This is a genomic window from Salinisphaera sp. (assembly GCF_002729955.1).
In the GTDB taxonomy this organism is placed as follows: domain Bacteria; phylum Pseudomonadota; class Gammaproteobacteria; order Nevskiales; family Salinisphaeraceae; genus Salinisphaera.
This window is the reverse complement of record NZ_PBYA01000016.1, coordinates 32,636-46,336: the sequence shown is the minus strand read 5'-3', so window position 1 is coordinate 46,336 and position 13,701 is coordinate 32,636. Positions and strand designations below refer to the sequence as shown.

Genomic DNA, 13,701 nt, shown 5'->3' with positions numbered 1-13,701 from the left:
ACGCGCGGCCAAAGCCCGGGCCGGCCGCGGCCTCGTCGCACCTGTCCTGGGTGGTGATGTTCGCCGCCATGCTCGCCCTGGCTGGCGTCGGTTTTGGCGTGCAGTTTCTGCTGTCGCCGTCGCCGATTGGCTTCAGCAGCTTCAATGCCCTGCATTTCGAGATCAACTATCTCGACCACGGCTTTGTCCGGCGTGCCCTCGTGGGCACGCTTTTTCAGGCCGTACCTGATGCCGCGCGCAGCGCTGCAATTCTGGTTTTCGGCTGGGCGGTGATCGCAGCACTGGCCGCCCTCGTGGCCGGCGTTCTCCACATGTTGCGGGAACGCATGAGCCGGGATTCGTTCCGGCTGCTGGCGTTGGCATGGATCGCCGCGCCGTGGACATTCATGAACCTCGGCTACGACTTCGCCCGCCTGGATCAGCTCAACCTGCTGCTGCTCGCCTTGAGCCTGTGGCTGGTCTATCGAGGCCGGATGCTCTGGCTGGCGCCGGTCAGCGTGTGCGGCCTGCTCGTTCACGAGGCCTATCTCTTCTACGGGCTGATACCGGTGCTGGCCTATGGCTGGGTCCGGTATCGATCCGTTTCGTCGGCCACGGGCTTGCGACAGCTGGCGATACCGATGGCGGCGGCACTGGCGATGCTGGGTACGATCGCCGTGGCCGGGCGCTACGAACCGGGCCGCGCGCGCCTTGTCGAGAGCCTGGGCTCGCGCCTGGCCGATCCGAACCACAATGCGCTCAACGTCTGGCTACGCAGCGGGGTCGACAACCCCGAATACGTGATCGCAAGGGTGGGGCAGGGGCTGTTCGGGCCGTTCGAACTACTCGCCATGGCCGGGCTGGTGCTTCTTGCGATGGCCACGCTTATCGGTGTGGCGTATATCGCGGGCCGGTGGCCGGACGCGTTCCTGCTGTCGCCGCTGGCAGTGCTGTCGCTGTTTGTCTTCGGTATCGACTATGCGCGGTGGACGGGACTGATCGCGATCCTGGCGCTCGTTGTCACGACCACTTATCTGCTCGACGGCGCGTTGCACGTGAAGCGTAGCCGCTGTCCACGGTATCTGCTGGTCACATTGGCCGCGTTGATGATACTCGCGGGGCCGCTGGGCACGGTGCATCTACTGCCGTTATGGTTTGGGTGACTCGGGCGCGCGGCGGCGGCGGGCTCAGCGGCCGGGGTAGGTCCGAGCACCGCGCCGGCAGTAGCGGCGTCGCCAGGCGAGGGGCGTGATGCCCGTCCAGCGTTTAAAGGCCCGTTGAAAGGCGCTTTGTTCGGAAAACCCGAGCCGATGACTGATATCGCCAATGCACAGTCCGGCATCGGCAAGATGATGCCGGGCAAGCGTATGCCGGGCGTCGTCGAGGCGTTGCCGGAACGTGGTGCTTTGCAGCTGCAGCCGGTGTTGAAGCGTGCGTTCGCCCAGATCCAGGGCGGCCGCGGCTTCGGCCAATGTCGGCGCGGACATGCCCATACGCGCCTGCAGCCAGGCGTCGAGCGCGTGCAGGGTGTCGAGTGAGGCGGCCCGGCGCACGTTCTGTTCGAACTCGGCGCTGATATGGGCGGCCAGTTCGGTATCGCCACGTCGCAGCGGCAAATCCAGCAGGGCCGGGTCGAAGCATATGCGACAGGCGTCTCGGCCGAATTGCACGTCGCAGTTGAAGAAGTCGCGATAAATGGCCGGGTCGCCCTGGGCACGATGGCTGAACTCGACGCGCTGGGGCGAGTCGTTCTCGCCTCTGGCCCAGCGGGCGAAGCCAAGCCAGGCCGCAAACGCTTCTTCGACCACGGCCGGCATGACCCGGCGCCTGCTGTGCCATTCGATCACCACGTCGTTTGCCCGCGCGAGCAGCCGCCCTTCGCCGATCGCGTTGACCAAATGGGCAAACCGGGCCTGGTAGGACAGCGCCTCGCCGAGGGTGGTGCAGTGGGTCAGCAGAAAACCCAGGCGGCCCCAGCGGCCGGGCTCGGCGGCCATGCCGAATTCGAGGCCGAGCAGGGGGTTGTGCAGGCCTGCAATGCCCTCGGCAAGCAGCTGCTCGTAATAGACGGCTTCGATGGAGCGCTGTGGCGATACGAGCGCGGCCGGGTCGAGCCCGATGTGTTCCAGCAGCTCGCCGCGGTCGAGCCCCTGGTTCTGCAGATGATCAAGCAGGGCGCGAATCAGCGATGCGGCGACCGTGGCTTGCATGCGATGTCCTGATATGGGCGCCCCGCGTATTGTCGCCGGCTTGCGTATCAAGTCAATTTTTTTGACGCCAAATTTCGCTACTTTCGAAATACGAAATCGACCAAGGTAACGACCAGCATGCGGCGATGGAACGGATGGGGCGACGACACCGTCGACAAGGATTTGCCGGCCACGGCCCGTGCCTTTCTCGAATCGCGGCTGGGGCGGGGCCAGGTCATGCCGGACGAGAGCCTGGCCAACGCCTGTGCCCAGGTGCCCGAGTCGCGTCTGGCGGGCATTCCGGGCTTCGACTGCTCGGCCGAAGCGCGGCTGCGCCATGCCCATGGGCAGAGCTTTGCCGACTGGGCCGCGCTGCGTCACGGTCATGTCGGCCCGTTTCCGGATGCGGTGGCCCGTCCGGCCACGCATGAACAGACGCGTTCGGTGGTCGATGCGGCCCGCGAGGCGGGGGCGGTGGTCATCCCCTATGGCGGCGGTACGAGCGTGGTCGGCCACCTGAAGGTGATCGATGACGGCCGCCCGGTGGTGAGTGTGGACATGAGCCGTCATGCACGGCTGCTGGACATCGACGTATGCAACCGAACGGCACGTATCGGTGCCGGGGCGGCCGGGCCGGTGCTCGAATCCCAGCTGCGTGCCCACGGCTTTGTGCTCGGCCACTACCCGCAGTCGTTCGACTACTCGACACTGGGCGGCTGGGTGGTCACCCGCTCGGCCGGCCAGCAGTCGCGCCGCTACGGCCGCATCGAGAATCTGCTGAACGGCGCGCGGCTGGTCTGTCCAAAGACGGATCTGGATGTCGGCGGGCAGGTGGCCTCCTCGGCGGGCCCGGATCTGCGCCAGCTCGTACTCGGCAGCGAAGGCCGGCTGGGTATCGTCACCGAAGCCGCGGTGCAGATCACGCCCATGGCCGAACGCGAAGCGTTTCATGCCCTGTTCTTTGCCGACTGGCCGGCCGCGCTCGCGGCGGCCCGCGCCATCACTCAGGCCGGGCTGCCGGTTTCCATGCTGCGTGTCTCCAACGAAGAGGAAACCGATACCCAGTTACGTATCGCCGGCCACGAGGCGGCGATTGGCTGGCTGCGCCGCTATCTCGGCGTTCGCGGCATCGGCAATCGCCCGGCGCTGATGATAATCGGCGTGACCGGCGACCGGCGCCAGGCGCATCGGCTGCGGGCCGATGTGCTGGCGCTCGCGCGGCGTGGCGGCGGCGTGCATGTGGGCCGGGGGATGGGCCGCATCTGGGCGAAGAATCGTTTTGCCGGCGCCTATCTGCGTAACGCTCTCTGGGACGCCGGCTTTGCGGTCGACACCATGGAAACGGCGGTGCCCTGGTCGCAGGCCACGGCCACGATGAGCGCCATGCAGCAGGCCGCGCATACGGCTCTGCAGGCATTCGACGAACGGGCGCTGGCGTTCGCGCATCTGTCCCATGTCTATGGCGGCGGCTGCAGCATTTACATGACCGTGGTCTGGCGGCGGGGCGCGGACTACGCCACCGATATGGCGCGCTGGCGTTCGCTCAAGCAGACCGTGAGCACGGCGATCGTGGCATGTGGCGGCACCATCAGCCATCAGCACGGGGTGGGCACGGATCATGCGCCGTATCTGGCCGCCGAAAAGGGCGAGGCCGGTATCGGCCTGATTCGTGCCGCCCTTGCCGAACTCGATCCACAGGGCATGATGAACCCGCACAAACTGATCGCGAAACAGGCCTAGCGTATGTGGACTCAAGACTGGCGACCGCGGTTCGAGGCGGCTGCCGAGCAGGCATTCGACGTGCTCGTTATCGGCGGCGGCATCACCGGGGCCGGCGTGGCGCTGCAGGCTGCCCGCGCCGGCCTGCGCGTCGCCCTGATCGAACAGAACGATTTTGCCTCCGGCACGTCGAGCTGGTCGTCGAAGCTCGTACACGGCGGCCTGCGCTATCTGGCCAGCGGCGACTGGCGGCTTACCCGCGAATCGGTGCAGGAACGCCAGCGCCTGATGCACGACCTGCCGGGGCTGGTCACGCCGCTGGATTTCATGCTGCCGGTCTATGCTCACGACAAGCCGGGGCGCTGGGCGCTGCAGGCCGCGCTGGGCGCCTACGACTTCATGGCGCGCAAGCGCTATTCGCACTACATGAAGCCGGCCGAGTTCGGCGGCCATATGCCCTATCTCAACCGCGAGGGGCTCAAGGGCGGCTTCGTCTATCGCGATGCGCTCACCGACGATGTGCGCCTGACCCTGCGGGTGCTCATCGAAGCATGCAGCCACGGCGTGATGGCAGCCAACTATGTCCGCGCCGAGCAACTGCTTTTCGAGGGCGATACGGTCAGCGGCGCCCGGGTGAGCGATCGCGAAACCGGTCGCAGCTTCGATATTCGGGCCTCGGTGGTGGTGAATGCCACCGGGCCGTGGAGCGATCGTCTGCGCGCTCAGGTCGAGGGCGCCGCCCAGCTGCGCCCGCTGCGCGGGTCGCATTTTGTGTTTCCGTTTCACGCGCTGCCGGTGGCACGGGCGATCACGCTGTTTCACCCCGACGACCGTCGGCCGCTGTTCGCCATCCCCTGGCAGGGGGCGACCGTGTTCGGCACCACCGATCTCGATCACGAACAGTCCATGGACGAGGTGCCGCGCATGAGCAGGGCCGAGTCGGACTATCTGATCGCTGCGGCGAACCATTATTTTCCTGCCTGTGGGCTGCAGGCCGCCGATGCCTTGTCCAGCTTTGCCGGCGTGCGACCGATCGTGCGCGGTGCCCCGGGCGCCTCCGCCTCCCAGGAGTCGCGCGAATCGTCGATCGAGCGCGAACGGGGGCTGATCACCGTCACCGGCGGCAAGCTCACCACCTTTCGCGTGACCGCCAACGACGTGCTCGAACAGATCGGCCAGGCCCTCGGCCGGCGTTTTGTTCGCAACGACAAGGCGCCGATCATCCACGCCGTGGGCGCTGCTGCGCAGACGCGTGGCGGGGTACGCCATGGCCCGGCGTTCGTCGACATGCCGGCACGGCCCGACGACGAGCGCGCCCTGGGCACCACCGACTATCGTTTTCGTGAGCTGCGGTATGCGCTGACCCACGAAGCCGTCGCCCATCTCGACGATCTGATGCTGCGTCGTACCCGCGCCGGGCTGCTGCTCGAACAGGGCGGGCTGGCCGAACTGGCCGTGCTGGAACCGCTGGTGCGGGACGCGCTCGGCTGGGATTCAGCGCGCTGGCGCGAGGAAGTCGAACGCTATCGTGCCCACTGGCAGCGGGTGCACGCGCCGCAATGAGCGAGCGCGATCGGCTGCTGGCTATCGATATTGGCACCCAGAGCGTGCGGGCGCTGGTGTTCGACGGCCACGGCAGGCTGCATGCGCGGGCCCAGATCCCTATCGAGCCGCCTTATCACGCACCGGAGCCGGGCCATGCCGAACAGGATGCGACCGTGTTCTGGCAGGCCATGGTTTCCGCCTGCCGACAGCTGCTTGCAGATGACGCGGCGCTTGCCGGGCGGGTCGCCGGACTCGCGCTGACCGCACAGCGTGCTACCAGCGTTTTCCTGGACGCCGCCGACGAACCGATCGGCCCGGCCATTTCCTGGCTCGACCAACGTCAGGCAGCGCGTGTTCCCAGGCTGCCCTGGCAGTGGCGCACACTACTCGCCGGCCTGGGGCTGACCGCCACCATCGACGCCTTTCAGCGCGCCGCGCCGGCGAACTGGCGTGCCGCCCACGCGCCAGAAGCCCATCGGCGCACGCGCCGCGCGGTGCTGTTGTCGGGCTATCTGCTACACCGGCTGATCGGCGAATGGCGCGATAGCGTGAGTGCCCAGGTCGGCTATCTGCCCTTTGACTACAAGCGGCGGCGCTGGGCGGGCGCGCGCGACTGGAAATGGCGGGCCGTGGCCGTAGAACGAGAACAGCTGCCGGCGCTGGTCGAGCCGGGCCAAGCGCTCGGCGGTCTCAGTGCTACGGCCGCCGAAGCGCTGGGCCTGCTAGTGGATCTGCCCGTGTTCAGCGCCGGCGCCGACAAGGCCTGCGAAGTGCTCGGCTGCGGCGCGATCACGCCGGAAACGGCCTGTGTATCGCTGGGCACGACGGCCACGATCAATACCTGTCGCGACGTCTATCGCGAGGTCACGCGTTTCGTACCGGCCTATCCGGCGGCGATACCGGGCCATTTCACCGACGAAATCCAGATCTATCGCGGTTTCTGGCTGGTGTCGTGGTTCAAGCAGGAATTCGCGGCCGATACCGTCGATGTCGCCGCCCGAGAACAGCGCGTGGCCGAGGCGCTGCTCGACGAGCGTATCGCGCCCATCGCGCCGGGCAGCGACGGACTCATCGTGCTGCCGACCTGGTCGCCGGGTGTACGCATACCGGGGCCCGAGGCACGCGGTGCGATCATCGGCTTTACCGATACCCACAGCCGTGCCCATGTCTATCGGGCGATCCTCGAAGGCCTGGCGTATGCCCTGCGCGAGGGCCGCGAACGTATCGAAAAGCGCAGCCGTACGCCGATCACGCGGCTGCGGGTCTCCGGCGGCGGTTCCCAGTCGGACCAGGCCATGCAGATATTGGCCAACGTGTTCGCCTTGCCGGCCGAGCGTGCGCATACGCATGAAACCAGCGGCCTGGGGGCCGCGATCAACGCCGCGGTGGGCCTGGGCTGGTATGCCGATCATGCCAGCGCGGTACGGGCGATGGTGCATGACGGTGCACGTTTCGAACCCGAGCCCGAAGCGGTCGCCGTCTACGAACGCCTGTATCGCCAGGTCTTCACCGGCCTCTATAAACGCTTGAAGCCGGCCTTCATTCGTATCCGCGAGGCGCTGGGCTAGGCTTGCTCTACAGCGGTTCGGGTTTCTTCGGGCGCCCGCGGCTGTGCAACCAGTCGAGCGCTCGCGCGGCCATCACCGCGAGCGTTGCGGCAATGAACGGGTTCACCGAAAAACGAAAACGCTGGTTCTCGTCCACTTCGAAGGCGTTGCCGATCACGCTGACGTACATGATGTTTAGCCACAAAAAGATCAGCGTGGCATCCACGGCACTGACCCGGCGCCGCAGCAGGCAGCGCAGCAGAATGAACAGCCCGTAGACCACGGCCAGCGTATAGCCGATAGCGATCAGAATGCCGATCTGGCCGGTTTCGAGATCGAACTCCGGCTCGGCCGGGTATTCGGGCTGGCCGGCCAGCAGCAGCGAAAACGCACGGCTGTAGGGCTCGATCGCGGCGCGGTTGTCTTTCAGGAACGGGTAGTCGCTGGAGGGGCGCATGAACATCAGCCAGGCCGTGCCCATGGACTGCAGATACACCTCGGGGTGGATGCGTACCGAGGCGATCGCGTCGTCCAGCGCCTGTTCGGACACGTCCGCATAGGCGAGGTGGTTGTAGTTCACGTGGCCGGTGGACTTGCGCTTCTGATCGAGCACGGTGATGCCGGTGGGTTCCACATCGTCGAAGATGTCGGCATAGGCCTCCGGCGTGTTGAAGGGGAAGTCCATCAGCGCCATGTCCGAGAGTTCGCCGGCCTCGACCAGACGCTGGCGTTCGGGTTTGTCGATGGCCAGCGTGGTGAGCTTGGACAGGCTCATGCCCATCCAGTCCGAGGTGGCGAAATGGCCGGTCACCATCACGTTCTTGCCGTACAGCGCAAACACCAGCGCAAGCGGCACGACCGCCGCCGCGAAGACCGCCTTGCGACGGCCCGGCAGTACCAGCCCGCAGAACAGGGCGAGCACCACGAACCACTGCCACTGGAACATCGAGCGGGTGTAGATCAGTGCGGCCATGGCAAGGAACATCGCCAGCGCGCGCACGAACGTGAAGCGCTCCATGCATAGATGAAACAGCCAGGCGATCGTGCCCAGCAGCGCCAGAATCATCAGCGTGTAGTAGGGGATGGCTTCGTAGAGTACGAGCGCCGGGGTGAGCATGAATAACGCCGCCACGCCGAAGGCCAGCTTTGCGTTGTCGGTGAGCTTGCGTACCAGCGAATAGAGCAGAAGCACGCTGGCGATGGCCAGGGCACTGTAGAGCGCACGAAACGCGATGGTCAGGGTGAGCGGATCGTCGCCGAGCTTGAGCACCAGGCCGATGACGAGGTTGTACAGCGGCGGCTGGCCCGGCATGTAGAACAGGCTTTCGGCCAGATTCTCGCGCAGCAGTACCGGGTCGAGAATCTGCCAGGAAGTCGCGATCGGCTCCAGGTCGAAGCGCACGCCGGCCGCATAGAAACAAAGCCGCGACAGCGCATACAGGCCGACCAGCCAGAGCGCCGGCTTGGTCGACGGGTAATAGAACGCGTCCTTTTTCATGCGCGAAGGATTCCTACAAACCGGTACGATGAAAGATCGCCCGCGGCAGCGCGGTGATGATGGTCATGATCAAACGCCAGAAGCCGGGCGTGTAGCACACGGCCGTGCCTTTCTCGATGGCCTTGTGAATATCACCGCCGACCTTCTCGGGGCTGGCGAACAGCGGGCCCTTGTCGAAATCGGCGGTCATGGGTGTATCGACCATGCCGGGGCGAATGGTCACCACCTGTACGCCGGCCTTGAACAGGCGATGGCGCAGGCCGTCCATGAAGGCGTTCAGGCCGGCCTTGGCGCTGCCGTAGACATAGTTGCTGGCACGGCCGCGATCGCCGGCCACCGACGAGATCGCGGCGATCGTGCCGTGGCCCTGGCGTTCGAAGCGGTTGGCGATATCGGTGAGCAGGGCGACAACGCTCACCGCATTGGTATGCCAGGCGGCCACGGCCGCGGCGGGATCGGCCGCGCAGGCCTGCTGGTCGGGCAGGGTGCCATAGGCCACCAGCACCGTATCCAGGCCGCCGAGGGCGGCCTCGGCCGCATCGATCATCGGCGCGTGGGCAGACAGATCGTCGGCATCCATGACCTGTGTGGCGACGTTGGATGCGCCGCGCACTTTCAGGTCGTCGGCGATGGCTTTCAGCCGGGCTTCGTTGCGCCCGGTCAGAAACAGCGCATCGCCGCTGGCGACGAAACAACGGGCGGTCTGTTCGGCGATGGTCGAGGTCGCGCCGACGATCAGAATTTTTCGCATATCACTCGCTCGACTTTTAAGACGAAGACGTTCGTGCATTGGGTGAGGCACTCAGCTGACTGAGTACAAGAAAGCATTTTGTCCGCAAATAAACGCGAATACGCGCAAATAAAGCAAGAGAAAATGCTTGCAGTCGCAGGCTTTTAGCCGCAGGCGCAATCAAGCCATCAACCGGGCTTTCTACATAAAAAATATGATCCGAAGACGCCGCCGAATGGCGTCGATGAGTAAATAAAAGGTGTGTATTTGCGCTCATTGGCGTTTATTTGCGGACTTTTGATTTTCCATCATTATGCGGATCCGTCACGCGTCGCCAGAAATTCGAGGAAAATGCGGGGTCCACAAAGGTCTTGAAGCGTTCCAGGTTGGGGAAATACTCGCTGAACGCGGCCGCGCTCATGCGCGCATCCTTGGCCGGATATACCGCCCCGCCGGCCGCGCGTACGACATCGTCGAGCGCCTCCAGCAGTTCGAACGTCTCGCGTCCGCGGTTGGGGAAATCCAGGGCCAGGGTCACGCCGGGGCGCGGAAACGACATCAGCCCCGGCGACTGCACATCGCCGAACACCTTGAGCACCGACAGAAACGAGCCTGCCCCGGCTGCGGCGATACGTTCCAGCAGCTCGGCGACGGCATCGCGCGCGTCGGCGTGTGGCACCACGCACTGATACTGCAGGAAGCCGTTCGGCCCGTAGGCACGGTTCCAGTGCTTGATGCCATCCAGCGGGTAGAAATACGGCTGGTAGTGCTGGGTGTCGCGGCTGCGCGGCTTGAATTTGCGCCGGAAATAGAGCGTGTTGAGCGGGCGCAGGGTCAGCGGATTGATCATCGACACCGGGGTGACGAAAGGAAAAGTCGGCCCGCCGCGCTTGCGCGGGTCCGGCTGCTGGCCGAGCGCCGGCTTGTGGTTGGCACGCATGAACCAGCCACGGCCGAGATTGGCGCCGCGCGCGCTGCAATCCACCCAGGCCACGGTGTATTCGTAGTCGCGATCCGAGGCTGCGGACAGCTGGAAGAACTCATCCAGATTCGAAAAGCGCAGCGTGTCCACGTCCATGTGCGGGCCTTCGATACGCTTGAGCGCGATCGTGGCACGGGTGAGCAGGCCGGTCAGACCCAGGCCGCCCACGGTGGCCGCGAACCACTCGGCATTGTAGTCCGGCGTGCATACGAGCGTGCTGCCGTCCGAGCGCAGCAGCTCCAGTTCGCGTACATGACAGCCGAATGTACCGGCCATGTGGTGATTCTTGCCGTGGACATCGTTGGCAATCGCGCCCCCTACCGATACGAACTGCGTGCCCGGTGTGACCGGTAGAAACCAGCCCTGCGGGACCACGAGTTCGAGAATATCGGCCAGCAGCACGCCCGCCTCGCATTCGATGACGCCCGTGGCCGGGTCGAAGGCGATGAAGCGGTCGAGGCTGCCCATATCCAGCAGCGTGCCGTCGTTGTTCAGACAGCTGTCGCCGTAGCTGCGGCCGTTGCCATAGGCCAGCACCGGCGTATCCGTGGCCGGCAGGGCGGACGGGCGCGCGCCCGGCCGCTGGACCTGTGCCGGGCGGCTGGCCGGATAGCGGCCCCAGGATGGATGGCTCGATGCGCTCATGGCCCTAGCCTATCGATTGCTGCGGCAACCATCGATCAGATCGCCGAGAACATGATCAACGCCCCGAGCAGCACGCATACACGGCTGCCGTTGTCCTTGGCGGCGAACACGATCGGGTCGTCGTGCATCTGCCCGCGCAGCGTCTTGAGCCAGATCCGGCTGATCCAGTACAGCACCACCGGGCACAGCAGCCAGATACGGGCCGGATGTTCGTAGTGATTGGTGATATCGGGGCTGTTGATATACAGCGCCAGAATCACCACCGCGGTATAGCCCGCGGCCGTGCCCAGGCTGCGAAGCGGGGGCAAATCGTCAGCGATATAACCGCGCCCGAGTGGTGCATCGCCGCTGTGTTTTTCCATCACCAGCAGTTCGGTGCAGCGCTTGGCCATGGCCAGGCTCAGAAAGATCGACATCGACAGCGCCAGCAGCCAGAACGACAGCGGAATGCCGGTGGCCGCGCCGCCGGCGATGATGCGCAGCGTATACAGGGCGGCGAGCGTGAGCACGTCGATCAGCGCCAACTGTTTCAGGCCCAGCGAATAGGCCAGGGTGACCAGGTAGTAGCAGCCGAGCACCAGCCAGAAGAACGGCGGCAGGAACGCCGCGAGCACGATGGCCGCGCCCAGCAGAATCGGTATCGCCATCACGCCCTGGGCGATGGGGATACGCCCCGAGGCGAACGGACGCTCGCGCTTGCGCGGGTGCTGGCGATCGTCGCCGAGATCGACCAGATCGTTGAGGATATACACGCTCGAGGCGAGCAGGCTGTAGGCAATGAAAGCCAGCACCGCCATGCCGACCATGGTCGCGTCTGCATACTGATGTGCCGCCAGTAGCGGTACGAAGATCAGCACGTTCTTGGCCCACTGATGCACGCGCAGAGCCTTGGTCCACGTCCGCCAGCTGGTCTTTTCCGGTGGAAAGCTCGCGCCGACGTCGTAGGCGGCATTCGCGCTGCGCTCGAGCTTGTCGCTGGCGTTGACCAGCACCGCCTGGCGCGCGTGGGCCCAGATCGCGTTATCGACTTCGTGATCGCCGGCATAGTCGAACGGCTTGTCGCCGACTTCGGCCTGAATGGCCGCCAGCTTGTCCTTGCCGGACAGATTGGTGCGGGCATCGCTGGCGAGCACCACGTCGAACAGCTGCAGATGGTCGGCCACCTGATGGGCGTATTTCTCGTTCGCCGCGGTCGCCAGGATCAGTTGCCGGCCTTTGGCTTTCTCTTCTTTCAGATAGGCGATCAGGGCCTCGTTGTAGGGCAGATGCTCGATGCCGAGATCGGCGCGATCGGCGATTTCTGCCTTGAGGGTGGCACGGCCGGCGCGCAGCCATCCGGGCAGCCTGACCAAGCTCTGCGGCGAGCTTTTGGCCAGCACGAACGCCGATTCCACCAGCAAGTCGGAATGCACCAGCGTACCGTCGATATCGACCACCAGCGGGATATCGGCAATCTGTGTTTCGGCCGCTGATTCGGAAAAAGCCTGCGAACTCATTCGAAAGAACCTGTAGAAAATGGAGCGTTTTGTACGTCGGCTAGCTAGGCAAGACCGCACGACGGCGGTCGAGTTCGATCGCGGCCAGGCTGATCAGCCCGAGCAGGACCGCAAACCAGAGCGTGGCCACCCGCGCGATCAGCGTAATCGCCAGTGCGGTGGTCGCATCGACGCCGGAGAGTTTGAGCAGCAGCACCATCACCGCCTCGGTACTGCCCAGGCCGCCCGGGATGAACGACAGCGCGCCCACGAGCATGCTCACGGCATAGATGCCGATGGCGGTAAAGAACGCCAGCTCGATATCCAGCCCGTGGGCGATCACGTACAGCGAAACGCCTTCTGCGGCCCAGGCCACCAGGCCGATCAAAAGCCCGACATACAGTGGTTTATGCCCGAGCAGAGCAAAGGCCTGATCCCAGGCCGACACCGCGCCGTGCAGCAGGTTCTGCAGCTTGCCCTGCGGGTCGGCGGTCCGCCGTTGCATGGTGACGAGCAGCCGGCGCTGTCGAATCGCCACCAACAGCGCCGCCAGACCGGCCAGGGGCACGACGACCCACCAGATGTAGTTGGAAAAGGCGATCAGAACCAGGGTGGACAGCAGTGCGATCGACAGCAGATCGATGAAGCGCTCGGCAAAGAAGGCGGCCAGGCTGTGTGCGTAGGACACGCCATGGCGCACGAGATAGACCGAGCGCATGCCTTCGCCGGCCTTGCCGGGGGTGGTGGTGAGCGCGAAGCCCGCGATATAGATGAAGGCATCGCGCCAGCCCCCCACGCGATCGCCCAGCCAGTACAGATAGCCGTGCCAGCGCGCAAAGCGCAGGGCATAGTTGAACAGCGACAGCGCGAGGATGGTCAGCCACCAGTGCGCCGCCAGCTTATGCATGGCCGCAAAGGTGCGCTCGGCATCGATACCGGCGATCAGGGTGAAATAGAGCAGCAGCGCAAGGGCAAGCGACAGCGCGATGGTTCGTTTACGGGGCAAGGCACGGCCTCATGGCGAAGCCGCCGATAACCGGCGGGCAAGGATACTGGTAGCGACACGCTGAGCGATATGGATAGCCGCACAGCCGAACACGCGCTCGACGCGCGCTTTGTCTTGATCCCCGATCGTGCCTCGAACCAGACGTTCGAATACGTGTAGCTTAGCGCAAACCAACCGGCGCGCATCAAGTCACATGCCCGGCGGCGGGTCCAGACCCGCCGCCCAGGCTGCCCGTAACGGCGCTTTCCCCAGGGAAGCTCTGCATAACCTCTCGCGGTTCGCGTTCGAGTCCTCACAGACGGTGCGGCAAGGCGTCCAGGCGCAGGGCCTGCCTTATTGGCAGGTCAAGCCTGGCAACGCAGCAGCAGCGTCTGTGAGGCCGAACC

The 13,701-nt window shown here is 65.2% G+C and carries 10 protein-coding genes; 4 read left to right on the top strand and 6 right to left on the bottom strand.

Annotated features, from left to right (window positions below; all coding sequences use genetic code 11):
* Window positions 1-68 precede the first annotated feature (68 nt).
* Window positions 69-1,142: a hypothetical protein gene (locus CMN27_RS04590; RefSeq protein WP_293624356.1), complete on the top strand. Its 1,074-nt coding sequence runs from the start codon at window positions 69-71 to the stop codon at window positions 1,140-1,142.
* 24 nt (window positions 1,143-1,166) lie between these two features.
* Here the strand turns inward: CMN27_RS04590 and CMN27_RS04585 are convergent, their stop codons facing one another.
* Window positions 1,167-2,189: an AraC family transcriptional regulator gene (locus tag CMN27_RS04585; protein ID WP_293624354.1), complete on the bottom strand. Its 1,023-nt coding sequence runs from the start codon at window positions 2,187-2,189 to the stop codon at window positions 1,167-1,169.
* A gap of 117 nt (window positions 2,190-2,306) precedes the next feature.
* Between CMN27_RS04585 and CMN27_RS04580 the strand changes: the two genes are divergently transcribed.
* Genes CMN27_RS04580 through CMN27_RS04570 form a run of 3 tightly spaced genes read left to right on the top strand, consistent with a single transcriptional unit; the run spans window position 2,307 to window position 7,000 of the window.
* Window positions 2,307-3,908 carry an FAD-binding oxidoreductase gene (locus CMN27_RS04580; RefSeq protein ID WP_293624352.1) on the top strand — a complete coding sequence of 534 codons (1,602 nt, stop codon included), beginning with the start codon at window positions 2,307-2,309 and terminating at the stop codon, window positions 3,906-3,908.
* A 3-nt stretch (window positions 3,909-3,911) separates the two neighbouring features.
* A complete protein-coding gene (locus CMN27_RS04575; protein WP_293624351.1) occupies window positions 3,912-5,450 on the top strand; it encodes a glycerol-3-phosphate dehydrogenase/oxidase in 1,539 nt (512 codons plus the stop codon).
* Complete coding sequence (locus CMN27_RS04570) at window positions 5,447-7,000, top strand: FGGY-family carbohydrate kinase (RefSeq protein ID WP_293624350.1); 1,554 nt, start codon at window positions 5,447-5,449, stop codon at window positions 6,998-7,000. The genes CMN27_RS04575 and CMN27_RS04570 overlap by 4 nt, the downstream gene beginning before the upstream one ends.
* Window positions 7,001-7,007: 7 nt before the next feature.
* On the opposite strand, the gene CMN27_RS04565 is transcribed toward CMN27_RS04570, so the two are convergent.
* From CMN27_RS04565 to CMN27_RS04545, 5 genes are all read right to left on the bottom strand, one after another.
* Complete coding sequence (locus CMN27_RS04565; RefSeq protein ID WP_293624348.1) at window positions 7,008-8,477, bottom strand: hypothetical protein; 1,470 nt, start codon at window positions 8,475-8,477, stop codon at window positions 7,008-7,010.
* Between the two features lie 13 nt (window positions 8,478-8,490).
* A complete protein-coding gene (locus CMN27_RS04560) occupies window positions 8,491-9,228 on the bottom strand; it encodes an SDR family oxidoreductase (protein WP_293624346.1) in 738 nt (245 codons plus the stop codon).
* A 262-nt stretch (window positions 9,229-9,490) separates the two neighbouring features.
* A complete protein-coding gene (locus CMN27_RS04555) occupies window positions 9,491-10,834 on the bottom strand; it encodes an FAD-binding oxidoreductase (protein WP_293624344.1) in 1,344 nt (447 codons plus the stop codon).
* A gap of 35 nt (window positions 10,835-10,869) precedes the next feature.
* Complete coding sequence (locus CMN27_RS04550) at window positions 10,870-12,330, bottom strand: UbiA family prenyltransferase (protein WP_293624342.1); 1,461 nt, start codon at window positions 12,328-12,330, stop codon at window positions 10,870-10,872.
* 40 nt (window positions 12,331-12,370) lie between these two features.
* A complete protein-coding gene (locus tag CMN27_RS04545; RefSeq protein WP_293624340.1) occupies window positions 12,371-13,315 on the bottom strand; it encodes a lysylphosphatidylglycerol synthase transmembrane domain-containing protein in 945 nt (314 codons plus the stop codon).
* Window positions 13,316-13,701: the final 386 nt, after the last annotated feature.